The sequence below is a fragment of the Pseudomonas sp. P97.38 genome (assembly GCF_001269745.1).
GTDB lineage: Bacteria > Pseudomonadota > Gammaproteobacteria > Pseudomonadales > Pseudomonadaceae > Aquipseudomonas > Aquipseudomonas chlororaphis_E.
In genome coordinates this window covers 136,174-159,091 of the sequence record NZ_LHVJ01000015.1, presented here as the reverse complement: position 1 = coordinate 159,091, position 22,918 = coordinate 136,174, and the positions used below count along the sequence as shown (strand labels likewise).

The window sequence follows — 22,918 nt, the reverse complement described above, 5'->3', positions numbered from 1 at the left end:
CTCCGTGCACATCCCATTCAAAGCCGCCACCTGATCCGGTATGATCCCCCACCTGTTACCGCCTGTTACCTCCTGGAACGCCCGCTACGATGCGATCGCTGCCGGCAATGGAATGGCTTGCAGATACTGCCTGGCAAATCAAAGCTGCCGCGCTTGAGTGCCTGGCTCATGGAAGCTCAAAAGTAAAGAGTTGACGCATGCAAATATTCAATAACAACACAAAGAAACTGGCGCTGATATTGGTTGGCCCGCTTGGATGCTATATCGCTTATCAGGTGTTGTTCATAGGTCGGTATCTCAGCGTTGAAAAATATCCGTTGCTGACCTCAGCCTACATGAACGGTGCGACGGTTATAGACTCGGTTTGTGCGCTTACTGTCGCCGCGCTGGGGTTCATACTTTCTCGTCGCCTGGGCCTTCTCGACGATTTTTCACCATCGCTTGAACGTCTATCAACCCTCTCGCTTGCTCTGATAACAACAGGAATTTTATTCCTTCTAGCGCTGAGCATGTATCGAGTTTTCGGGACGCTCTCCCCGAGATACGTCGTTGACAATTACCATACATACAGCTTTATGGTAACTAACGGTGGTGCCTGGATAGTTCTCGCAATGTATTCCGCATTGCTGCTTCAACTGATGAACATGTATTTCAGCGGCGTAACGTTAAAAAATGGCGCTTTCCTACTGCTGAGCCTGCTTATCGTGTCATTCAGCGGTGGGCGCGGAATCCTAATTCTATTCGCGCTGACGTTCATCGTCTTGTTGATGTTTCAGCGCGTAAGCCTCGTAAAATTTTTGATCGCCTCCATGCTCGCTGTCGCTTCGATGGGAATCTCCTACGTTATCATCACCAACATGCGCGCACCCGCAGCCCCCCTAGCACCCATCGTAATCGCTCCCGTAGCGCCAAGTGAGGCTATGGCACGCGTAGATGAACTCGCCGGCAAGAAGGCTAACCAGGCCGGCAAGCCAGTGGCGCCAAAAGACGCTGTGGCAATTGACCCCACGAACAGTTTTGAAGATCTGAACTACAACGCCGCATTCATTTCTGAGGATGTCCTGAGCGCGATCCAGGGCAACAAAGTTGAGCCGAGGGCATACGCCCTTGAAGACGCGATGACGCTATTCATCCCTCGCCAGCTTATGCCAAGCAAACCAATTTCCACGGCCGAGACTCGCGCACTTTATCCTCACGTGGCCAAGCGTGGTACGAACATCACTTTCCCGCTCAAGGCGAACGTGCTCATGCATTTGGGAGGTTGGGCGTTCTATGCGGACTGGGTCGTGGTATTGCTCTGTCAGACGCTGATGATACTGGGCATTTCTCGGCGCACCAAAGCACCGAGCATACTCGGATTTGCCATGCTGTTCTGCGGTATCGGATTCACGCTCATCGCTCGCGGCGGAATATTTAATGCCCGTCTACTGGTGATCGTGTTTTGCGTATTGGCGGCATATGTGGGATATCGCGCGTTGCTGCGCATTGAAACCACTTTGCATGCGAACAGACGTGAACGCCTTGCAGGCCCAGCATCGCCTACCTGATGAGTATTAGGACCACAAATACAGGACGCCCTCCGTGTACTTGTGGTCCTATCAGCTAATATTTGCGACTTTTCTTCCAGCCTGCAAAGGCCAGAATCAAACCCACAAAAATCATTATCACACTGGGAATTTCAATTTCTTTTGATCTCAAAAAGAAGTTGATAGATATCCCTGTACCGGCCAGTAAAAGTAAAATTCCAGCTATAAATATACCGCTTTTAAGTGCCTGGTACATTGCCGTCCCCTCCATGATCCCACCCATTCTACACAAAGCTGCCGTGGGCGGAATGGCAAGGGGGTTCGCAGCAAAGCCTTCTCAAACTGCAGCGCGCAGGTCGCCGGCAGCGATCTTGTAAACGTCCTCGCGCCCCGATCACCGCCAGGTTGACCACGCGAGAGATTGAATCATTCAGCCGCGAAGAAGCGGCCGATTCGATCTGAGAGCTGTACGAAGTGACGAGCGGTCTTCAAACCATCCACTCATGTTTTTTGCGTCTTCTTTCTACACGAGATTGGACCCAGGCGAGGCAATGGCCCTGTGCTGGAGCGAAGTGACAGGCGCTGAAAGCGCGCCAAGGTGTGCCGTATCAGGCTGTACGGAAAGATCGAGGAAAGGACGAAGATGAACGTGTCGCGGGAAGTTTTATTGAACGATCGAGCGCTACAGGCACTCGAAAAAGCCAGACCTCTTACGGCGGCGCGCTCTGATTATGTTTTCGCGCCGGAAGGATCGGGTAAAAAATCAGAGCTGTACATCCGATCCGAAACGGGGGCTAAGCGCTATTGGTTGACGGCGCTGCGCAAGTCGGGGATCCGATATCGCAGGATGGTGGACGCCAGCACAGCTACGCAACGATGTGCCTGATGTCCGGCATGAATCCGGCACTCATCGCTGCGCAGCTCGGACACAGCGTTCAGGTGTTTGCTGTCAACCTATGCCAAGTGGATCAGTTCTTCGAGTGATTTCGCGGAGCTTGAAAAGCTGGATTTATCAAAAAACGGTACAAATTTAGTACTGAATCAAGGTAAATGCCGAGAGCCCCAGCAAACACAAGGCCTTTTTGGATATGTGCGGATTAGCTGGAGAGTTACGTTTCGATCAACAACCTGCGGACCTTGCGGCCGTGGAGCGAATCACCCATCACCTGGCCCCGCGTGGCCCTGACGCATGGGGTTTCCATAGCCAGGGGCCGATTGCCCTGGGCCACCGTCGCTTGAAGATCATGGACCTGTCGGACGGCTCGGCGCAGCCGATGATCGACAATCAATTGGGCCTGTCCCTGGCCTTCAACGGCGCGATCTACAACTTCCCGGAACTGCGCGCCGAGCTTGAAGCGCTGGGCTACGCCTTCCATTCCGGCGGCGACACCGAAGTGCTGCTCAAGGGCTATCACGCCTGGGGCGAGGCCCTGTTGCCCAAGCTCAACGGCATGTTTGCCTTCGCCATCTGGGAACGGGACGCCAAGCGGCTGTTCATCGCCCGCGACCGCCTCGGCGTCAAGCCGCTGTACCTGTCGCGCACCGGCCAGCGCTTGCGCTTTGCCTCGGCCCTGCCGGCCCTGCTCAAGGGCGGTGACATCAGCCCGATGCTCGACCCGGTGGCGTTGAACCATTACCTGAATTTCCATGCGGTGGTCCCCGCGCCTCGCACCCTGCTGGCCGGCGTCGAAAAACTGCCGCCGGCCACCTGGATGCGGGTCGAAGCCGACGGCACCACCGAGCAGAAAACCTGGTGGACCCTGCCCTACGGCCCCCACGCCGATGAGCAGAACCTGAACCTGGAAGACTGGATCGACCGCGTGCTCGACAGCACCCGCGAAGCCGTCGCCATCCGCCAACGCGCGGCCGTCGATGTCGGCGTGCTGTTGTCCGGCGGTGTCGATTCGAGCCTGTTGGTGGGGTTGCTGCGCGAAGTCGGCGTGGAAGACTTGTCCACCTTCTCCATCGGTTTCCAGGATGCCGGCGGCGAGCGCGGCGACGAATTCCAGTATTCGGACCTGATCGCCAAGCACTATGGCACCCGCCACCACCAGTTGCGCATCGACGAAAAAGAGATCATCGAACAACTGCCGGCGGCCTTCCGCGCCATGAGCGAACCGATGGTCAGCCACGACTGCATCGCCTTTTACCTGCTGTCGCGAGAAGTGGCCAAGCATTGCAAGGTGGTGCAAAGCGGCCAGGGTGCCGATGAACTGTTCGCCGGTTATCACTGGTACCCGCAAGTGGACGGCGCCAGCGACCCTTACGCGGCCTACCGTGCGGCGTTCTTCGACCGTAGCTACGAGGAATACGCCGACACCGTGCAGCCCAAGTGGCTGACGGCCAATGACGCCGCCGGCGACTTCGTCAAGGAACATTTCGCCCAACCCTGCGCCGACGCCGCGGTCGACAAGGCGCTGCGCCTGGACAGCACGGTGATGCTGGTGGACGACCCGGTCAAGCGCGTCGACAACATGACCATGGCCTGGGGCCTGGAAGCGCGCACGCCGTTCCTCGACTACCGGTTGGTGGAGCTTTCGGCCCGGGTGCCGGCGAAGTTCAAGCTGCCCGACGGCGGCAAGCAGGTGCTCAAGGAGGCCGCCCGGCGCGTGATCCCCAGCGAGGTGATCGACCGCAAGAAGGGCTATTTCCCAGTGCCTGGGCTCAAGCACCTGGAAGGCGACACGCTGGCCTGGGTGCGCGAACTGCTGCTGGATCCGAGCCAGGATCGCGGCCTGTTCAACCCGGCTATGCTCGACCGTCTGCTCACCGACCCCAACGGCCAATTGACCCCGCTGCGCGGTTCGCGCCTGTGGCAACTGGCGGCGCTGAACCTGTGGCTCAGCGAGCAAGGAATCTGATTGATGAAACCCCACCCTACCGTTCACAACCAACGCCTCTTGCGGGGCCAGGCGCCTTCGTACGAACGTCTGCAGGCGCGCCTGGCCGAAGATGGCAGCGCAATGGGCGCTGACCCGATCGCCGTCCACTGCGGCTGGGGTCGGCTGCTGATCGGCCACACGTTCCCCGACCCGGCTTGCCTGGCCCAGGAACTGCTCAATGAGCAACCGGGCGAACGCGACATTGCCCTGTACGTCGCCGCGCCCCAGCAAGTCCTGGGGCTGGAACCGGCGCATCTGTTCCTCGACCCGTCCGACACCTTGCGTCTGTGGTTCAGTGATTATCGCCAGGCCACGCGGGTGTTCCGTGGGTTCCGCATCCGCCGGGCCCAGGGGGACGCCGACTGGCAAGCCATCAACCAGCTTTACCAGGCCCGCGGCATGTTGCCCATCGACCCGCAACGCCTGACCCCGCGTCACGAAGGCGGCCCGGTCTACTGGCTGGCCGAAGACGACGATACCGGCGCGGTGATCGGCAGCGTCATGGGCCTGAATCACCAGAAAGCCTTCAACGACCCGGAAAACGGCAGCAGCCTCTGGTGCCTCGCCGTGGACCCGCAATGCTCACGGCCAGGTGTTGGCGAAGTGCTGGTGCGCCATCTCATCGAGCATTTCATGAGCCGGGGCCTGAGCTACCTCGACCTGTCGGTGCTGCACGACAATCGCCTGGCGAAAAACCTCTACGCCAAGCTCGGTTTCCGCAACCTCTCGACCTTTGCCATCAAACGCAAGAACGGCATCAACCTGCCGCTGTTCCTTGGCCCGGGTCCCGAGGCTCAGTTCAACCCCTATGCGCGGATCATTGTCGAGGAAGCCCACCGTCGCGGCATCGAGGTCCAGGTGGACGACGCCGAGGCCGGGTTGTTCACCCTGGTCCACGGCAGCCGCCGGGTGCGTTGCCGCGAATCCTTGAGTGACCTGACCAGCGCTATCAGCATGACCCTGTGCCAGGACAAGAGCCTGACCCACAAGGTGCTCAAGAACGCCGGCCTGAATCTGCCGGCACAACAACTGGCGGGCAATGCCGACGACAACCTGGCGTTTCTCGACGAGCACGAACGGGTCGTGGTCAAGCCGCTCGATGGCGAACAAGGCCAGGGCGTGGCAGTGGACCTGCGCACCATTGAAGAAGTCCAAGCCGCCATCGAAACGGCCCGGCAGTTCGACAGCCGGGTGCTGCTGGAAAGCTTCCACGAGGGGTTGGACCTGCGGATCCTGGTGATCGGTTTCGAAGTGGTGGCGGCCGCCATCCGGCGGCCGGCGGAAGTGATCGGCGACGGCCGCCACACCATCGGCGCCCTGATCGAAGCCCAGAGTCGCCGACGCCAGGCCGCCACGGGTGGCGAAAGCAAGATCCCGATGGATGCCGAGACCGAGCGCACGCTCAAGGCGGCGGGGTTCGACTACGACAGCGTCCTGCCGGCCGGAGAGCACCTGTTCGTGCGGCGCACGGCCAACCTTCATACCGGCGGGGTACTGGAAGACGTCACCGGCATCCTCCATCCGACCCTGGCCGATGCGGCGGTACGCGCCGCCCGAGCGTTGGACATTCCCATGGTCGGCCTTGACCTGCTGGTGCCGGCGGCCGACCAGCCCGACTATGTGTTCATCGAAGCCAACGAACGCGCCGGCCTGGCCAACCACGAACCGCAACCCACTGCCGAACGCTTTGTGGACCTACTGTTTCCCCATAGCCAGGCGGTGGCCTGAGCACCGTTCCCAGTGGCGAGGGAGCTTGCTCGCGCTGGGTCGCGGAGCGCCCCTTCGATGCGAATGTCCGGTTTATTCAGGGCTGGAGCTGCGACCGCTTTGCGTTCGAACGGGAGCAAGCTCCCTCGCCACAAGGCTCTTCTGCCTAACCTTATCGTCCGAGAGGAGTTTCCATGATCAGCAAAATTCCCGAACCGAATCTCGAATACCTGCAAAAAGTCTTGCTGGAAATGCTCGCCATTCCCAGCCCGACCGGCTTCACCGACACCATCGTGCGCTACGTTGCCGAACGGCTCGAAGAGTTGGGTATCCCCTTTGAAATGACCCGTCGCGGCACCATCCGCGCCACCCTCAAGGGCCGCAAGAACAGCCCCGACCGCGCGGTGTCCGCGCACCTGGACACCATCGGCGCCTCGGTACGGGCCATCAAGGACAATGGGCGCCTGACCTTGGCCCCGGTGGGCTGCTGGTCGAGCCGGTTTGCCGAGGGCAGCCGGGTCAGCCTGTTTACCGACACCGGCGTGATTCGCGGCAGCGTGCTGCCCTTGATGGCATCCGGGCATGCGTTCAACACCGCCGTGGATGAAATGCCCATCAGCTGGGACCACATCGAACTGCGCCTGGACGCCTACTGCACCACCCGCGCCGATTGCGAAACCCTGGGCGTGAGCGTTGGTGACTACGTGGCCTTCGACCCGTTGCCGGAGTTCACCGAAAGCGGTCACATCAGCGCCCGCCACCTGGATGACAAGGCCGGTGTCGCCGCGCTGCTGGCGGCGCTCAAGGCCATTGTCGACAGCGGTGAAGAACTGCTGATCGATTGCCACCCGCTGTTCACCATCACCGAGGAAACCGGCAGCGGTGCAGCCGCCGCGCTGCCCTGGGACGTCAGCGAATTCGTCGGCATCGATATCGCGCCGGTCGCGCCCGGCCAGCAGTCGAGCGAACACGCGGTAAGCGTGGCCATGCAGGACTCCGGTGGCCCCTACGACTACCACCTGTCGCGACACCTGCTGAAACTGGCCAAGGAGAACGAGCTGCCGGCCCGCCGGGACCTGTTCCGCTATTATTTCAGCGACGCCCACTCGGCCATCACCGCCGGCCACGACATTCGCACCGCCCTGCTGGCCTTCGGTTGCGACGCCACCCATGGCTACGAACGCACCCACATCGACAGCCTGGCCGCCCTCAGCCGCCTGCTCGGCGCCTACATCCTCAGCCCACCCGTGTTTGCCAGCGACGCGCAACCGGCCCAAGGCTCGCTGGACCGCTTCAGTCACCAGATCGAACACGATGCGCAGATGGAAAGCGATACCCGAGTGCCTTCGGTGGATAGCCTGCTGGGGCAACGGTCGGACAGCTGAGGCGCCCGCCTTGAGGGGCGGCGTCAGCAAAACCGGTTTCGCGAGCAAGCTCGCTCCCACAAAAGATTGCATGCCAATGTGAGAGCGAGCCTACTCGCGAAGCGACACCCCCCCAAAAGAATCCCAAGGCTAGCCGCAAACGCTCGTTGGCCGTAGCATCGCCTCATTGTCTAGCCGAGGTACCCCATGCTGATTCCCCACGACCAACTCGAAGTCGACACGCTCACTCGCCTGATCGAGGATTTCGTGACCCGCGACGGCACCGACAATGGCGACGACACGCCCCTCGAAACCCGCGTACTGCGCGTTCGACAAGCGCTGACCAAGGGCCAGGCGATGATCGTGTTCGATCCCGAGAGCGAACAGTGCCAACTGATGCTCAAGCACGACGTGCCCAAGCACCTATTCGACTGAACAGACCTTGCGCTGGGCGTGGGCTTTTTTCTTCTGGATCTTTTCGTAGATTTCGGAGCGATGGACATCGATGTGTCGGGGCGCTTCGACGCCAAAACGCACGGTGCCGCCGGTGACCGACAGCACGCGAACGGAAATGTCGTCACCGATTGAAATCAGTTCGCCCACAGCGCGGCTTAGTACGAGCATGGTTCTTGTCCTTAAGAATGTCTGGACCTCGACCATGCCCGGCCTGATTCAGCTTCTCAAGGCTCCCACGACAAATCAGTAAGGCCCTACAAGCAAAGCACTTCAGGCTGACGGAAACGTCCTGCAAAACCTGTATAGCCGCGTTTATTTCAGGTCGCCGAGAAGCGTGGCCCGAACAGGATCACGCTCGCCCCCAGCACGCACAGCGCCACGCCGATCCAGTCCGAACCCAGCGGCCGCACCCGCTCCACCACGGCCAGCCAGCCAATCGAGGCGATGATGTAGATACCGCCGTAGGCGGCGTAGGCGCGACCGGCATAAGTGGCTTCGATACGGGTCAGCAACAGGGCAAAGAGGGTCAGGCTGATCAGCGCCGGCGCGATCCACCAGGCGCTCTTGCCCTGGCGCAGCCACATCCAGAACGCGTAGCAACCGGCGATTTCAAACAGCGCGGCAAGAAAGAACCACAGGTAATTGAGCATGCAAATGTCCATCAGGAAGGCCGAATCGCGCCATCCTGAGGACACCGGGGCGCCAGGTCAACTCGGGTTCTGTCGAGCCTTGGCGCGCATCTTGTCGGCCATGACGGTCATTTCGTCGTAGAGCTTCTGCGGGGCCTGCTGCTTGAGCGCCCACGCCGCCCGTCCCTGCTCGTGGGGCAGGATCATGAACTGGCCCTGGGCGACGTGCTGGTAGATGTAATCGGCGATGTCGGCGGCGCTGATGGGCGAGCTTTCCAGCAGTTTGCCAACCTGGGCCTTCATGGCTGGTGTCGGCCCACGGAAGGAGTCGAGCAGGTTGGTCTGGAAGAACGACGGGCACACCACGTGCACGCCGATTTCCTGCTGGGCCAGTTCAACCAGCAGGCTTTCCGACAAGGCCACCACGCCGGCCTTGGCCACGTTGTAGTTGCTCATGGCCGGCCCTTGCATCAGCGCGGCCATGGAGGCGATGTTGATGATTTTGCCGCGGCTCTGCTCCAGCAACGGCAAGAACGCCTTGCAGCCCTTGACCACGCCCATCAGGTTGATTGCGATCTGCCAGTCCCAGTCTTCCAGGGACAGTTCGCTGAAGAAGCCGCCCGAGGCCACGCCCGCGTTATTGACGATGATGTCGATGCCGCCGAACTTCTCTTCGCAGGCCTGGGCGAAGGCCGTCAATTGGCTGTAGTCGCGCACATCGCAACGTTGGATGAAACCGTCGCCGCCTGCCTCGCGCACCAACCTCAGGGTTTCCACCAGGCCGGGTTCACTGACATCCGACAAGGCCAGGCGCCAGCCTTCGCGGGCCCAGCGCAGCGCGATTTCGCGGCCCAGGCCGGAGCCGGCCCCAGTGATCATCATGCGATTTTGCATAGCAGACAGCCTTGTTGTTCCGGGAGAGATAGGCCGAGTGTAGCGAAGGACCCAGCCGCCCCCACGCTCCATCAGATTGCTGAATGGCGAGGGCAAACCGTGGCGGGTTGTGAAGGGACCTGTGGCGACTTGCGCACTTTGTAGCGGGCACTGAAAAACATTGAATTTTTTACAGGACGTTACGGTCGGACCTAATAAGCCGCCCGGATTTAATGCATGCGCGCTGGCAGTCAAAAGTTGCATCAACCCAGAACTGACCAATAAGGAAATCTACAATGGGCACAATTCTTATCATTATCCTGATCCTCCTGCTGATCGGTGGTCTGCCGGTCTTCCCGCACTCCAGAAGTTGGGGTTACGGCCCGTCCGGTATTATCGGTGTGGTGTTGGTGGTGCTGTTGGTCCTGCTGCTACTGGGCAAGATATGAACCACTAAGTGCAAAAAAAAAGAGGCCCTTGCAGGCCTCTTTTTTTTGCTCGCCGATAATCAGTCCGGCTTGCCGTCGATAACACCGGCGGTGTTATCCAACAAGCTCTTGGTGGCCGTCTGCAGGAACGACTCGAGCTTGAGTTTCATCGCTGCGGTGTCCGGTGCATCCGGGACGATCTCCGCACGGGGACTGGCACCCAGTTCATAGCGATACATCTTTGGCGGCATTTCCTTTTCCTTCGGCAGTACCAGGATCTGGTCGTCCTTGATGATCGCCGTGGTCTGTTCGCTGCCCGATGGCTTGATCACGCCAAAACCGGTATCGCCCTGCGGCAGGTTCAAAAGGTCACGCCCCCAGCACTGGTTGCGCACCTGGCCGCCGATCCGGCCCATGATGGTCGGCACGATATCGACCTGGGTACCCACGGTGTGGCTGCGCTGGCCGAACTTCTCCTGAACGCCCGGGCCGATCAGCAGCAACGGCACGTTGAAGCGACCCAGGTCCATTTCGGTGATCTGGCGTTCGTTGCCGAAGCCATGGTCGCCCACCACCACAAACAAGGTTTCCTTGAAATACGGTTCCTTGCGGGCCTTCTCGAAGAACTGGCCCAGGGCCCAGTCGGCGTAGCGCATGGCGGTCAGGTGTTCGTTCAGGCTGCCACGGTCGGTCACCCGCTCCACTGGCAACGGTGTCGGCAGCGCATACGGCGTGTGGTTCGACAGGGTCTGCAGCAAGGCGTAGAACGGCTTGCCGTTTTCCCGCGCCTTGAGCTCGATCAGGCCACGGTCGAACATGTCCTGGTCGGACACGCCCCAGGTCGGATCGGAGAACACCGGGTTGACGAAGTCGTTACGCCCGATGAAGTTGGTCATGCCCTGGCTGCTGAAGAACCCCGACTGGTTGTCCCAGGCAAAGTCGCCGTTGTAGACGTACACGTCGTCGTAGTCACGGGCACTGAGCAACTGCGGCAGGCCTGACAGCTTGTGGCTGCCTTCCGGCGTCTGCATCAGGTATTCGAAACCGGGCAGGTTCGGGAAGCACGCCATGGTGGCGAACATGCCCTGGTGGGTGTGGGTGCCGTTGGAGAAGAAGCGGTCGAACAGCAGGCCTTCCTTGGACAGCTTGTCCAGGTAAGGCGTGATGTTGCCCGATGCGCCCAGGGCGCCCACCGAGTGACCGGCCATGCTTTCCATGAGGATCACCACCACATTCTTGATGGGCAGCGTCTTGTCGGCCGGCGGCGTGTAGTCGCGGCGCACGGCGGCGGTCTCGGTGTCCACCAGCTTGTCGTCGGGCATGACCAGCATGTCGCGCACGGTCTGCTGGGCCAGCGGTTGTTCGAGGGTGGCTTTCCAGATGTTGTCACGGTCTTCGGACATCCGGCTCTTGGCCGCCGCCACCAGCGACAGTGTGCCGTTGAGGCCCAACTGGTTGGCGAAGTTCGAGTCGGTGGTGTACACGTCGCCCCAACGCAGCGGCGGGCCCTGGCGCAGGGTGCCACGGGCCGCCGTCACGGCCACCAGCAGGCAAACGATGAACACCGCTACACGTCCGTACCACGGGGCGATCTGGCGCGTACCGATGCTGCCACCGCTGAACGGGCCGCGCGGACGGGTCGCCCGATCGGCGCCCTTGAACGCCAGGCTCAGGATGATCGTGCCGCCGACCCAGGCCAGCAGGTAGCGCACCACCGGGAAGCCGTACCAGAGCATGCTCATCACGGTCTTCGGGTCTTCCTTTACATACTGGAAGACCAGGCCGTTGAGGCGCTGGTGGAATTCACGGTAGAAGTCCATCTCCATCAGGCCCAGGAACAAGGCGATGCTGGAGGTGACCGTCAGCCAGAAACGAAAGAACCCGCGTGCCGCCATGGCCCTGGCGCTGAACAACGCCAGCAGCAATGGAATGCAGAGGTAGACCACCAGGCGCAGGTCGAATCGCAAGCCGTTGACGAACGCTTCGACGAAGGTAGAGGCCGGGGTGTCGAGGATCATCTCGCGGTTGTAGACCAGCAGCGCCACGCGCAGCAGGCTGAACATGACCATCATCACCAGGGCGCAAAGCAGGGTGTAGGCCAGGTGCGATTTGACGGTCGGTTGCAGCAGGCGATGCGTAGTGCGCTGCTGACTCAGGGCGTCCGGGATTGCCATGTCGTTTTAGGACCTATTGGAGTTTGAGTGACAAAAAGGAACAACAGCGCGCCCTCTGTTGGCCAATGCCTGGCCCCGGGGCTTGCGCGAGTGCGCAAATGTTTGCACGAACGGCCATGGCATTGCCATTAAATAACCGGCCGCGATAAAAGCGCGGGGGATTGTCCGCAAGGTTTTGTGAAAATTTTGTTCAATGAATATTCAGAAACACAAAATCCAGGCACTACGCATAGGCGAGACGAACTTCATTGTGGCGAGGGGATTAATCCCCTCGCCACAGGACCTCACGCCTTAGTGAAACTGCCGCCCCAACCCCGCCGGCACGCCTTCGATGGTGGTGTCTTCCCACGGGCCGTTCGGGCTGACGGAGCGGCTCCAGCCGTTGTTCCAGCGGTAGTAGGTGCGTTGGCGATAGAAGGTGTTGGTCTGGTTATCCAGCACATACACCCCCAGCTTGGCATCCCAATGGCTGTTGCCGCCCGGCGGCGGGGCGAAGCTGGCGGAGGTGCGTGGCACAGGCTTGGCCGGTTTGCTCGGGGTGGCCGGTTTGCCCGGCGGCGTGGACGGGCCAGGCTTGGTGGTCGGGGTCGACGGCGGAATCGGCGGCAGTGGCGTCGAAGGCTCCGGCGGACGCTGGACCGCACAAGCGCTCAGGCCCAGGACGAGCGTGAGCAAGGTGATGCGAGCGATGGCGGTCATGGTGCGAATTCCTGTTATTGGTCCGGGCTGTCGATGGTCAGGTGCTGCGACGCGGTGGTGCTGCTCGCCAGGGGTTGGCTGCGGCCGATCCATTCACCGGCGGTGGGTTGACCGGCACGGGAGATCCGCGCCACCAGTTGGACTTCAGGGAAGTTCGACAGTTTCAGCTGCGGCATCATCGCGTCCGCATCCCCCAGCTCTACGGTCACCGGCAGGTCGGCGACGGTCAGGCGCTTGGCCGCCAGCGGGGCCGGCGGGCCGGACGCGGCGCGGGCGAAGATGAACACGCTGTCGCCTGGCTGCACCTTGGCCTTGAGCGCCGGCGCCAGCTCGACACGCACCTTGAGCACGGCGGCCGCCTTGGCGGCAGGTGCCTGGGTCTGAGCCTGGGCCGGCGCAACCTGGCCGCCAGCGGCCTGAAGCTTCTCGGTGGCGCGGGCGATACCGCCCTGCAACGCCTCGCGGGACTTGTCACCCTCCGGTAGCTCCACCAACAGGCGGCTCCAGTAATCGATCGCGTCCTGGTAACGTTCGCCCTCGAACGCGGCGATGCCCAGCAGGCCGAGGCTGGTGACCTCCTTGGGATCGAGCTTCAGCGCTTCGTCGGTCAGGGCCTGGACCTGGTCCGACCATTTCTTGCCGTCGGCGAAGTACTGCGCCTGGGCCCACTGGCCCAGCAGTTCGGGTTGGCGGCCCGCCACCGCCACGGTGCGCTGGAAGATCTTCGCTGCATCCGCGGGCCGATCCTGGGCCATGTACGTACGGCCAAGGAAATACAGGCCCTCGGCGTTGTCCGGTTGCGCCGCCACCGCCCGCTCCAGGCGTTGGGTCATTTCTTCCATCGACTGCGGCGCCTGGGCGAACTCACGGGTCAGTTCGACCTTGTCGCTGGCACCGAAATGCAGGTACAGCCCCAAGCCCAGCAACGGTACCAGCACGGCGGCGAGCAACGGCAAGGGCTTGCCCAGGCGCGACTCGCGCGGCGCATCGGCGCCCTCGGTGTCGGCCAGCAGCTCACGGGCGGCTTCGGCGCGGCCGGTGTCCAACTGCGCGGCGTTGAGCACGCCCTCCTCCCGCTCGGCCTGCAGTTGAGCGACGCGCTCCTGGTACAGCGCCACGTTGAGCGCGGTACGGTCCTCTTCGCGCTGGGCACGGCGACCACGCAACACAGGAATCAACAGAAAACTCAGGGCAATCAGGAGCAGCAGACCTGCGGCGAGCCAGAAATCAATCATGCTTGGTTGTATCCAACAGTTGGTCGAGGCGCTGGCGCTCTTCGACGGAAAGCGTGTCCGGGGCGGCCGTACGCTGCACCCGACGGCGGCGAACGATCACGGCGATGACCACGAAGCCACCGAGCAACAGCCCGGCGGGGCCGAACCAGAGCAGCGCGGTCTTGGAGGACAAGGCGGGGTTGTAGCGCACGAACTCACCGTAGCGGTCCACCATGAAGTCGATGATCTGCTGGTTGTCCTTGCCCTCGCCGAGCATGCGGAAGATTTCCTTGCGCAGGTCGGCGGCAATCGGTGCGTTGGAGTCGGCGATGTCCTGGTTCTGGCACTTGGGGCAGCGCAGTTCCTTGGTCAGCTCGCGAAACCGCTCGCGCTCGCCCTCGTTGGCGAATTCGTACGTGTCGATGGCGGCATGGGCCACCCCCACCAGACTCAACCCGAGCATGGCGGCTGCCAGCCAGCGCCTCATGGCTTGGCCTCGTCAACCAGCGCCTGGTATTTGGCGGCCAGCTTCTCGCGCCAGACCTGTTCGTCGATCACCCCGACAAACTTGTCGCGGATGATGCCCTTGGCATCGATGAAGAAGGTTTCCGGCGCCCCATAGACCCCCAGGTTCAGGCCCAGGGAGCCCTCCTCGTCGCGGATATCCAATTGGTAAGGGTTATGGAACTCGGCGAGCCATTTCAGCGCATCGGCGTTGACGTCCTTGTAATTGACGCCGTAGATCACCACGCCGTTCTGCGCCAGTTTGTTCAGCACCGGATGCTCGACCCGGCAAGAGATGCACCAGGTGCCCCACACGTTGACCAGCGCCGGCTTGCCCAGCAGGTCGGCGCGGGTCAGGGTCTTGTCACCCTGCACCGATGGCAGGGAAAATTCCGGGAACGGCTTGCCGATCATCGCCGAGGGCAGCTCGGCCGGGTTCAGGTAGAGCCCCCGGTACAGAAACACCGCCACCACCAGGAACAGCGCCAGCGGCAACACCATCATCCAACGTCTCATGCAGTGGCTCCCGTCACGCCCAGGGCTTCGCGCACCCGGGTTTTCACCTTGACCCGATAACGCCGATCCAGCGCCGCCAGGGCCCCGCCGAGGCCGGTGAGCAGGCCACCGAACCAGATCCAGCGCACGAACGGCTTGACGTGCACCCGCACGGCCCAGGCGCCATCGCCCAGGGATTCACCCAATGCCACATACAGGTCGCGGGTGAAACCGGCGTCGATGCCGGCTTCGGTCATCACCGAGTTCTGCACGGTATACAGGCGTTTCTCAGGGTGCAGGACCGTCACTTCCCGGCCGTCGCGAATGACCCGCACGGTGCCTTTGTCGGAGGTGAAGTTCGGGCCTTCGAAATGCTTGGCGCCCTCGAACACGAACTGATAGCCGGCCAGTTCCATGGACTCTCCCGGGGCCAGGCGCAGGTCGCGCTCGGCGCTGTTCTGGCTGGACAGCACCACGCCCAGGGCGCAGACGGCGATGCCCAGGTGGGCGATCTGCATGCCCCAGTAGCTGCGGGTCAAGGTTGGCAGGCCCTTGACCAGGCCTTTGTGGCGGGTCTTGTCGACGATGTCTCGGACACCGGCCAGCAGCACCCAGGCCGCCAGCACGAAAGTGGCCAGCACCGCCCAGTTGAAGTCGCCATAAGCCACCCCGGCCACCACGGCCAGGGCCGCCGTGCCCAGCAGCACCGGCGTCAGCATGCCCAGCAGCCACTTGACCGGCGTGTCTTTCCAGCGCACCAGCACGCCGATGGCCATCACCACCATCAGGATCGCCATCAATGGGATGAACAAGGCGTTGAAGTACGGCGGCCCGACCGACAGCTTGGCCCCGGACAACGCATCGAGCACCAGCGGGTACAGCGTCCCCAGCAGGATCATCGACGCGGCCACCACCAGCACCAGGTTGTTGCCCAGTAACAGGGTTTCCCGCGACCAGAGGTTGAAGCCCACCTGGCTTTTCACCACCGGCGCGCGCAGGGCGAACAACGTCAGCGAACCGCCGACCACGCACAACAGGAACATCAGGATGAACACACCGCGCTCGGGGTCCGAAGCGAAGGCATGCACCGAAGTCAGGACACCGGAGCGCACCAGGAACGTCCCGAGCAGGCTCAGGGAAAACGCCGCGATGGCCAGCAGCACGGTCCAGCTCTTGAACACGCCACGTTTTTCCGTGACGGCCAGGGAATGGATCAGTGCCGTGCCCACCAGCCAGGGCATGAACGAGGCGTTTTCCACCGGGTCCCAGAACCACCAGCCGCCCCAGCCGAGTTCGTAGTAGGCCCACCACGAACCGAGGGTGATGCCGATGCCGAGGAAGGCCCACGCGACAATGGTCCAGGGCCGCGACCAGCGAGCCCAGGCGGCATCCAGGCGTCCGCCGAGCAAGGCTGCGATGGCGAAGGCGAAGGCCACGGAAAAGCCGACGTACCCCATGTACAGCATGGGTGGGTGCACGATCAGGCCGATGTCTTGCAACAGCGGATTGAGGTCTCGGCCATCGCTGGGCATCTGCGGCAGGATGCGCTCGAACGGGTTGGAGGTGACGATCAGGAACAGCAGGAAGCCGGTGCTGATCATGCCCATCACCGCCAGTACCCGGGCCAGCATGACCTGGGGCAACTGCCGGGAGAACACCGAGACGGCGAAGGTCCAGCCGGCCAGGATCAATGCCCAGAGCAGCAGCGAACCCTCATGGGCACCCCACACCGCACTGAACTTGTAATACCAGGGCAACGCGCTGTTGGAGTTGCTGGCGACGTAGGCCACGGAAAAATCGTCGGTCATGAAGGCGTAGGTCAGGCAACCGAAGGCGAACACCATGAAGGCGAACTGGCCCCACGCCGCCGGCTGGGCCAGGCTCATCCACAGGCGGTCGCCGCGCCAGGCACCGAGCAACGGCACCACGGCCTGCACCAGGGCAAAGCACAGGGCCAGGATCATCGCCAGGTGGCCCAACTCGGGAATAAAGATACCGGTGCTCATCGATCAGCCCTCCTTCACGGGAGCAGGCGCCGACTGACCGCTGTCTTTCAGGGCCTTGGTCACTTCCGGCGGCATGTATTTTTCGTCGTGCTTGGCCAGCACTTCATCGGCCACCACCACGCCATCGGCGTTGAGCTTGCCCAGGGCGACGATGCCCTGCCCCTCGCGGAACAGGTCCGGAAGGATGCCGCGGTAGGTGATGGTGACGGTCTTGTTGAAATCGGTGACGTTGAAGGTCACGTCCAGCGAATCCCCGGAACGCACCAGCGAACCCTTTTCCACCATGCCACCGGCGCGGATGCGTGTGTCATGGGGCGCTTCGCCGTTGGCGATCTGGGTCGGGGTGTAGAACAGGTTGATGTTCTGCTGCAAGGCACTGAGCGCCAGGCCGACCGCGGCACCGACACCCACCAGGATCGCCAGAATGATGACAAGACGCTTTTTGCGCAGCGGATTCACTGACCGTTCTCCCGGCGCAGACGACGCGCCTCCTGTTGCAGATACCGCTTGCGGGCCAGGATCGGCACCGCGACGTTGAGGGCCAGTACCACCAGGCAGATGCCATAGGCTGACCAGACATACAGGCCATGATGGCCCATGGCGAGGAAATCGCCGAATGAAGCGAAACTCATCGAGCGGCCTCCAGGCTGTTCTGTACTTCGGCCTTCACCCAACTGGCGCGGGCTTCGCGCTTGAGCACTTCGAGGCGCATGCGCAGCAGCAGCACCGCGCCAAAGAAACAATAGAACCCCAGCACCGTCAGCAGCAGCGGCAGCCACATCTCAACCGGCATCGCCGGTTTTTCGGTGAGGGTGAACGTCGCGCCCTGGTGCAGGGTGTTCCACCACTCCACCGAGTACTTGATGATCGGGATGTTGATCACCCCGACAATCGCCAGCACCGCGCATGCCTTGGCGGCGCTGTCACGATTGCTGATGGCGTTGCCCAGCGCAATGAGACCGAAGTACAGGAACAGCAGGATCAGCATCGACGTCAGTCGGGCATCCCAGACCCACCATGAACCCCAGGTCGGCTTGCCCCAGATGGCGCCGGTGACCAGCGCCACGGCGGTCATCCAGGCGCCGATGGGCGCCGCGCATTGCAGGGCCACGTCGGCCAGCTTCATCTTCCACACCAGCCCGACCACCCCGCACACCGCCAGCATCACGTAGACGGACTGGGCCAGCATCGCCGTGGGCACATGAATGTAGATGATGCGGAAGCTGTTGCCCTGCTGGTAATCCGGCGGGGCGAAGGCCAGGCCCCAGACGATGCCGGAACCGATCAGCAGCAGAGCGGCGATGCTCAGCCAGGGCAGCAGCCTGCCGCTGATGCCATAGAACCACTTGGGTGAGCCGAGCTTGTGAAACCAGGTCCAGTTCATTGCTGTTTCCATCACGGTTGCGGCTCGCCATCACGAACCGCCGGGGCGGCCTTGACTTCCAGGGAAGTGGTCAGTTTTTGACCAGGCCTCATTATTATTCGCCGACGCTGATCTTCAGGCCAGCGGCTATTGCAAAGGGTGTCAGGGTTATCGCCAGGGCGGTCAGGCTCCCAAGCCACAGCAGATAACCCGTCGCCGGCATGCCCTGCAAGGCCGCCTGCAAGGCGCCACTGCCGAGGATCAACACCGGGATATACAGCGGCAGGATCAACAATGCCAGCAGCAGGCCGCCGCGCTTCAAACCCACCGTCAACGCCGCGCCCACCGCACCGAGCAAGCTCAGCACCGGCGTACCCAGCAGCAGCGACACCAGCAGCACCGGCATGCACGCGCTGGGCAAGCCAAGCATCATGGCCAGCAGCGGCGAGAGCAGCACCAGCGCCAACCCGGAAAAAACCCAGTGTGCCAGTACCTTGGCCAAAACCAGAAGGGCCAGGGGGTGCGACGAAAGGACCCACTGTTCGAGGGAACCGTCCTCGAAATCACTGCGGAAAAGCCCGTCCAGCGAGAGCAGGACCGATAAAAGCGCCGCCACCCAGACCAGTCCTGGCGACAAGGTTTGCAACAATTGAGTCTCCGGGCCGACGGCCAGCGGGAACAATGCAATCACGATCGCGAAGAACACCAGCGGATTGGCCAATTCGGCCGGACGACGACACAACAGCCGCGCCTCGCGGGCCAACAACAAACCGAACACGCTCATACCGCCCAGGTCCCCAGGTCAATGCTGCGATAACCGGATGGCATCCGCGCCAGCGTGTGGTGGGTGGTCAACAGCACCGTGCCACCGCGCTCGCAATGCCCGGCCAGGTGCTCCTCGAGCTGCGCCACGCCCTGCTTGTCCAGGGCGGTGAAGGGTTCGTCGAGGATCCACAGCGGCGGGCTGTCCAGATACAGCCGGGCCAGGGCCACGCGACGCTGCTGGCCGGCGGACAGGGTGTGGCACGGTACGTCTTCGAAACCGCGCAAGCCCACCGTGGCCAACGCCTGCCAGATCGCCTCGCGTCCGGCCGGGCGATGCAAGGCGCAGAGCCAACTGAGGTTTTCTTCCGGGGTGAGCAGATCCTTGATTCCGGCGGCATGGCCGATCCAGAGCAGGTTGCGCGCCAGTTCGCTGCGCTGGCTCTGCAACGGCTGGCCATTGAGCAGCACCTGTCCGGCGGTAGGCTGCATCAACCCGGCCAGCAGGCGCAGCAAGCTGGTCTTGCCGCTGCCGTTGGGGCCACTGACCTGCACCATATCGCCGGGCGAGAGTCTCAATTCGAGATGTTCGAACAGCAGCCGCAAGTCTCGCTCACAAGCGAGGCCAACGGTTTGCAAAAGAGGACTGGTCAAGGGATCGCGGGCCTTATACGGTTCAAGTCGGCGGTGCAGTGGCCGTTAAAGAGATGCAGCATAGATGCATTGACGGCCTGTTCCACAGAGCTGCGTCAAACAATTGCAAGGTTTTCGCCACTCCCTGTAAGACGGGCGGCATTATACATGCCGTGCCCTGCGCGAAAGAGGGCTTTTTCCCAAGGTAAGACTGCTGATGACAGGTGACATGAACATTCAGCCGCTGCCTCAGCCCACGGCGACGACGCGTACGCCCGTGGTCAGTGGCGAGCTGCTCAAACTGCTGACGCCGGTCGAGGGCCTGATCGGTGCCGGCCAGACGGCGAGTGCCGAAGTCCTTTCGCTCAAGCAGGCCGACCAGACATTCCAGCTATTGCTCAAGGTCACCCTGGAAAGCGGCCGCCAGACCACGGTTCAGGCCACCAGCATGCAGCCGCTGCCCCAAGGCACCAGCCTGGCCGTGACCCAGCCCTCGGCCACCAACCTGGCCGTGACGGTGCAACAGGCCATCGCCTCCAGCGTCGCCACCCTGACCCGCATCGACACCGCGCAAATGCCGGTCGGGACCCTGCTGCAAGGCAAGGTGCTGACCAGCCAGGCCCTGCCGCAACTGCCGGGGCAGCCGGTGGTGTACCGGTCGTTGGTGAGCCTGCTCAACACCGCTCAGGCAGGTGCCACCCTCGACATCGACAGCCCGCAGCCGCTGCGCATCGGCACACTGTTGAGTGCCCAGGTGCAAGACGCCCAGACCCTGAAGTTCGTGCCATTGAGCAACCACCAGGAGCAACTGGCGGTAAGCCAGCAACTGGCCACCCAAGTGAGCCGCCAAGGCTCGCTGGACAGCCTGATCAGCGCCTTGCAGAACCTCCCGGCCACTGACGACACCGGTGCCGAGCTGCGCGCAGCCGTGACGCGGCTGTTGGCCGGCCTGCCGGATGTCCAGCAATTGAGCACGCCCAAAGGCCTGGCCCAGGCCATGGTGGCCAGTGGGGTGTTCCTGGAAAGCAAACTGCTTGCCGGGCCGCCGCTGGGTCCGGCGGCGGACATGAAAGGCGACCTGTTGAAGCTGATCGCCCAACTGACCCCATCGCTGCCCGCCTCCACCAATCTGGGCGCCATCATCGCTGCCAACACCTTGGCCCAGGCCTTGCCCACCTTTGTGCGCAGCGCCCTGGGGATGCTCGGCCAGGTCAGCGCCAAGCCGCAACCGACCAATTTCCCCCTGCCGTCGCGGCTGCTGAAGGAGCAGGATGACGAAGGCGACCTCGAGCACCTGCTGCGCCTGGCCGCCGCTGCCGTGTCGCGCCTGCAAAGCCATCAGTTGTCGAGCCTGGAACAAACGGGGCTGACCCCCGACGGCAGGCTGATGAGCACCTGGCAACTGGAGATCCCCATGCGCAACCTGCAGGACATCGTGCCCTTGCAGGTCAAGTTTCAGCGCGAAGAAACCCCGCCTCGGGAACAGCCCGACGAGCGCCGGGAAGAACGTGAACCGAAGCAGCAACTCTGGCGGGTCGAACTGGCGTTCGACATGGAGCCGCTAGGTCCCTTGCAGGTCCAGGCCCAACTGCTCAGCGGCAGCCTGTCGAGCCAGTTGTGGGCGCAGCGGCCGTACACCGCGAGCCTGATCGAGAGCAACCTGGCGGCCTTGCGCGAACGCCTGCTGGACTGCGGCTTGAACGTCAGCGACCTGGACTGCCACCTCGGCATCCCGCCCCAGGGGCCCAAGACCCGACTCGAACAACGCTGGGTGGACGAAACCGCATGACAACCCACACCGAACCGCGCCAGGCCATCGCCCTCAAGTACGACGGCCACCACGCCCCGACCCTCACCGCCAAGGGCGACGAAGCCCTGGCTGAAGAAATCCTGCGGATCGCCCGGGACAGCGAAGTACCGATCTATGAAAATGCCGAACTGGTGAAACTGCTGGCCAGGCTGGAGCTGGGCGACAGCATCCCGGAGGAGCTGTACCGCACGATTGCCGAGATCATCGCGTTCGCCTGGAACCTGAAAGGCAAGTTCCCCAAGGGCTACGACCCGAATGCGCCGACCCTCGAGAAAGATGTGACGGAGCGCGGGGACGACTACTGATCGAGCGCGTACTGATCGACCGTGGCGAGGGCGCTTGCTCCCGCTCGGCCGGGCTGACGCTCCAGTGCGCAGCAGCCGCAAAAAAGCGAGGGCCGCTGCGCTGCGGCAACGAGCGCCTCGCCATGGTGATGGTGCTGGGCGCCGAACGGCTCAGCCGCCCTTGTGCAACTTGCTCATCAACTCCGCTTCGGCCTGGGTCAGGCCGCAGGCTTGGGTCAGTTCGTCGATGCTGGCACCCATGCCTACCAGGCGGGCGGCTTGGGCGAACGAGAGGGTGGAAGGGTCACGCTGCTCCAGCTGGGCGAGTTTGTCCGGCAACGGCGCGACCACGGCCCGCAGCTCATGGAGCGCTTCGCCCATGCGCACGGTGCCGTTCTGATAGTCGTCGACGCGCTTGGCCAGCTCCTTGATGCGCTGGTCACGCAGCGCATCGCCTTGGGCCTGCTGAGCAGCAACTTGTCGCTGGTCGCGTATGTACGCCACGAACATTGCCAGCGTGCCTGCCCAAAACAGGAACAGGACAATGACTGCTACCTCAAGAATCAAATCAGATACTCTCCAGTTCCGACCACTCTTCTTCGCTCATCATTTTTTCCAGTTCGACCAGGATCAGCAACTCATTGTTCTTGTTGCAGACGCCCTGGATGAACTTGGCCGACTCTTCGTTACCGACGTTAGGCGCGGTTTCGATTTCCGACTGACGCAAGTAAACCACTTCGGCCACGCTGTCGACCAGGATACCGACCACTTGCTTGTCAGCCTCGATGATCACGATACGGGTGTTGTCGTTGACCTCGGTGGAATTCAGGCCGAAACGCTGGCGGGTGTCGATCACCGTGACCACGTTGCCGCGCAGGTTGATGATCCCCAGCACGTAGCTTGGCGCACCCGGAACCGGAGCGATCTCGGTATAGCGCAGCACTTCCTGGACCCGCATCACGTTGATGCCATAGGTTTCGTTATCGAGCTTGAAGGTCACCCATTGCAAAATCGGATCTTCGGAACCCTTGAGAGACGACGCCTTATCATTCATACCCTGACCCCTCGAAAAACCGCCTTGTGGCGGCGTGTATTCTGTCCAGCGACGC

Annotated in this window: 25 protein-coding genes; 8 read left to right on the top strand and 17 right to left on the bottom strand. The window is 62.3% G+C overall.

Going from position 1 to position 22,918, the window contains the following annotated elements; translation table 11 throughout:
- The first annotated feature begins 197 nt into the window (after positions 1 to 197).
- Complete coding sequence (locus AD664_RS10955) at positions 198 to 1,547, top strand: hypothetical protein (protein WP_053146514.1); 1,350 nt, start codon at positions 198 to 200, stop codon at positions 1,545 to 1,547.
- 55 nt (positions 1,548 to 1,602) lie between these two features.
- Here the strand turns inward: AD664_RS10955 and AD664_RS10950 are convergent, their stop codons facing one another.
- Positions 1,603 to 1,782 carry a hypothetical protein gene (locus AD664_RS10950; RefSeq protein ID WP_053146511.1) on the bottom strand — a complete coding sequence of 60 codons (180 nt, stop codon included), beginning with the start codon at positions 1,780 to 1,782 and terminating at the stop codon, positions 1,603 to 1,605.
- Positions 1,783 to 2,614: 832 nt separating this feature from the next.
- Between AD664_RS10950 and AD664_RS10945 the strand changes: the two genes are divergently transcribed.
- The 4 genes from AD664_RS10945 to AD664_RS10930 all read left to right on the top strand — a co-directional run bounded on the left by AD664_RS10945 (position 2,615) and on the right by AD664_RS10930 (position 7,914).
- Positions 2,615 to 4,387 carry an N-acetylglutaminylglutamine amidotransferase gene (locus AD664_RS10945; protein ID WP_053146509.1) on the top strand — a complete coding sequence of 591 codons (1,773 nt, stop codon included), beginning with the start codon at positions 2,615 to 2,617 and terminating at the stop codon, positions 4,385 to 4,387.
- Between the two features lie 3 nt (positions 4,388 to 4,390).
- The gene (ngg, locus tag AD664_RS10940; protein ID WP_047737608.1) at positions 4,391 to 6,136 is read left to right on the top strand and encodes an N-acetylglutaminylglutamine synthetase; all 1,746 of its coding nucleotides are present in this window, start codon (positions 4,391 to 4,393) and stop codon (positions 6,134 to 6,136) included.
- A gap of 173 nt (positions 6,137 to 6,309) precedes the next feature.
- Positions 6,310 to 7,500, top strand: a complete 1,191-nt coding sequence (locus AD664_RS10935; protein ID WP_042730429.1) for an osmoprotectant NAGGN system M42 family peptidase — start codon at positions 6,310 to 6,312, stop codon at positions 7,498 to 7,500.
- Between the two features lie 186 nt (positions 7,501 to 7,686).
- Positions 7,687 to 7,914 carry a YheU family protein gene (locus AD664_RS10930; RefSeq protein WP_024778700.1) on the top strand — a complete coding sequence of 76 codons (228 nt, stop codon included), beginning with the start codon at positions 7,687 to 7,689 and terminating at the stop codon, positions 7,912 to 7,914.
- Here the strand turns inward: AD664_RS10930 and csrA are convergent.
- The 3 genes from csrA to AD664_RS10915 form a co-directional block, all read right to left on the bottom strand.
- Positions 7,903 to 8,103 (bottom strand): carbon storage regulator CsrA, encoded by a 201-nt coding sequence (csrA, locus tag AD664_RS10925; RefSeq protein ID WP_053146506.1) that lies wholly within the window; start codon positions 8,101 to 8,103, stop codon positions 7,903 to 7,905. The two genes, AD664_RS10930 and csrA, sit on opposite strands and share 12 nt — an antisense overlap.
- A 149-nt stretch (positions 8,104 to 8,252) precedes the next feature.
- Entirely contained in the window at positions 8,253 to 8,585 is a 333-nt protein-coding gene (locus AD664_RS10920; RefSeq protein ID WP_042730434.1) for a YnfA family protein, read from the bottom strand.
- Between the two features lie 57 nt (positions 8,586 to 8,642).
- Positions 8,643 to 9,458, bottom strand: coding sequence for an SDR family oxidoreductase (locus tag AD664_RS10915; protein ID WP_042730427.1), 816 nt, complete (start codon positions 9,456 to 9,458; stop codon positions 8,643 to 8,645).
- A gap of 275 nt (positions 9,459 to 9,733) precedes the next feature.
- Here AD664_RS10915 and AD664_RS26970 point away from each other — a divergent pair, with 275 nt between their 5' ends.
- Positions 9,734 to 9,886, top strand: a complete 153-nt coding sequence (locus tag AD664_RS26970; protein WP_003183939.1) for a DUF3309 family protein — start codon at positions 9,734 to 9,736, stop codon at positions 9,884 to 9,886.
- A gap of 59 nt (positions 9,887 to 9,945) precedes the next feature.
- Here the strand turns inward: AD664_RS26970 and AD664_RS10910 are convergent, their stop codons facing one another.
- From AD664_RS10910 to ccmA, 11 genes are all read right to left on the bottom strand, one after another.
- Positions 9,946 to 12,039 (bottom strand): LTA synthase family protein, encoded by a 2,094-nt coding sequence (locus AD664_RS10910; RefSeq protein WP_053146504.1) that lies wholly within the window; start codon positions 12,037 to 12,039, stop codon positions 9,946 to 9,948.
- A gap of 291 nt (positions 12,040 to 12,330) precedes the next feature.
- The gene (locus AD664_RS10905) at positions 12,331 to 12,738 is read right to left on the bottom strand and encodes a hypothetical protein (protein WP_042730425.1); all 408 of its coding nucleotides are present in this window, start codon (positions 12,736 to 12,738) and stop codon (positions 12,331 to 12,333) included.
- Positions 12,739 to 12,752: 14 nt separating this feature from the next.
- On the bottom strand, positions 12,753 to 13,973 hold the full coding sequence (gene ccmI, locus AD664_RS10900; RefSeq protein WP_053146502.1) for a c-type cytochrome biogenesis protein CcmI: 1,221 nt from the start codon (positions 13,971 to 13,973) through the stop codon (positions 12,753 to 12,755).
- Positions 13,966 to 14,439 (bottom strand): cytochrome c-type biogenesis protein, encoded by a 474-nt coding sequence (locus AD664_RS10895; protein ID WP_013973856.1) that lies wholly within the window; start codon positions 14,437 to 14,439, stop codon positions 13,966 to 13,968. Before AD664_RS10895 ends, ccmI begins: the two co-directional genes overlap by 8 nt.
- Complete coding sequence (locus AD664_RS10890; RefSeq protein ID WP_053146500.1) at positions 14,436 to 14,972, bottom strand: DsbE family thiol:disulfide interchange protein; 537 nt, start codon at positions 14,970 to 14,972, stop codon at positions 14,436 to 14,438. Before AD664_RS10890 ends, AD664_RS10895 begins: the two co-directional genes overlap by 4 nt.
- Complete coding sequence (locus AD664_RS10885; protein ID WP_053146499.1) at positions 14,969 to 16,957, bottom strand: heme lyase CcmF/NrfE family subunit; 1,989 nt, start codon at positions 16,955 to 16,957, stop codon at positions 14,969 to 14,971. Before AD664_RS10885 ends, AD664_RS10890 begins: the two co-directional genes overlap by 4 nt.
- Positions 16,958 to 16,960: 3 nt before the next feature.
- Positions 16,961 to 17,416, bottom strand: a complete 456-nt coding sequence (ccmE, locus tag AD664_RS10880) for a cytochrome c maturation protein CcmE (protein ID WP_053146496.1) — start codon at positions 17,414 to 17,416, stop codon at positions 16,961 to 16,963.
- Positions 17,413 to 17,589 carry a heme exporter protein CcmD gene (gene ccmD, locus AD664_RS10875; RefSeq protein WP_003199159.1) on the bottom strand — a complete coding sequence of 59 codons (177 nt, stop codon included), beginning with the start codon at positions 17,587 to 17,589 and terminating at the stop codon, positions 17,413 to 17,415. The genes ccmE and ccmD overlap by 4 nt, the downstream gene beginning before the upstream one ends.
- Complete coding sequence (locus AD664_RS10870) at positions 17,586 to 18,341, bottom strand: heme ABC transporter permease (RefSeq protein WP_042729134.1); 756 nt, start codon at positions 18,339 to 18,341, stop codon at positions 17,586 to 17,588. Before AD664_RS10870 ends, ccmD begins: the two co-directional genes overlap by 4 nt.
- A 94-nt stretch (positions 18,342 to 18,435) precedes the next feature.
- Complete coding sequence (ccmB, locus tag AD664_RS10865) at positions 18,436 to 19,104, bottom strand: heme exporter protein CcmB (protein WP_053146495.1); 669 nt, start codon at positions 19,102 to 19,104, stop codon at positions 18,436 to 18,438.
- A complete protein-coding gene (ccmA, locus tag AD664_RS10860; RefSeq protein ID WP_047737618.1) occupies positions 19,101 to 19,736 on the bottom strand; it encodes a cytochrome c biogenesis heme-transporting ATPase CcmA in 636 nt (211 codons plus the stop codon). Before ccmA ends, ccmB begins: the two co-directional genes overlap by 4 nt.
- A 196-nt stretch (positions 19,737 to 19,932) precedes the next feature.
- On the opposite strand from ccmA, the gene AD664_RS10855 reads away from it, so the two are divergent.
- Together AD664_RS10855 and AD664_RS10850 are read left to right on the top strand one after the other, a co-directional pair.
- A complete protein-coding gene (locus AD664_RS10855) occupies positions 19,933 to 21,504 on the top strand; it encodes a flagellar hook-length control protein FliK (RefSeq protein ID WP_053146492.1) in 1,572 nt (523 codons plus the stop codon).
- Positions 21,501 to 21,830 carry an EscU/YscU/HrcU family type III secretion system export apparatus switch protein gene (locus AD664_RS10850; protein ID WP_053146490.1) on the top strand — a complete coding sequence of 110 codons (330 nt, stop codon included), beginning with the start codon at positions 21,501 to 21,503 and terminating at the stop codon, positions 21,828 to 21,830. The genes AD664_RS10855 and AD664_RS10850 overlap by 4 nt, the downstream gene beginning before the upstream one ends.
- A gap of 150 nt (positions 21,831 to 21,980) precedes the next feature.
- Here the strand turns inward: AD664_RS10850 and AD664_RS10845 are convergent, their stop codons facing one another.
- Together AD664_RS10845 and AD664_RS10840 are read right to left on the bottom strand one after the other, a co-directional pair.
- Positions 21,981 to 22,376, bottom strand: coding sequence for a DUF2802 domain-containing protein (locus AD664_RS10845; RefSeq protein ID WP_042729129.1), 396 nt, complete (start codon positions 22,374 to 22,376; stop codon positions 21,981 to 21,983).
- Between the two features lies 1 nt (position 22,377).
- A complete protein-coding gene (locus AD664_RS10840; protein ID WP_024778681.1) occupies positions 22,378 to 22,863 on the bottom strand; it encodes a chemotaxis protein CheW in 486 nt (161 codons plus the stop codon).
- Positions 22,864 to 22,918: the final 55 nt, after the last annotated feature.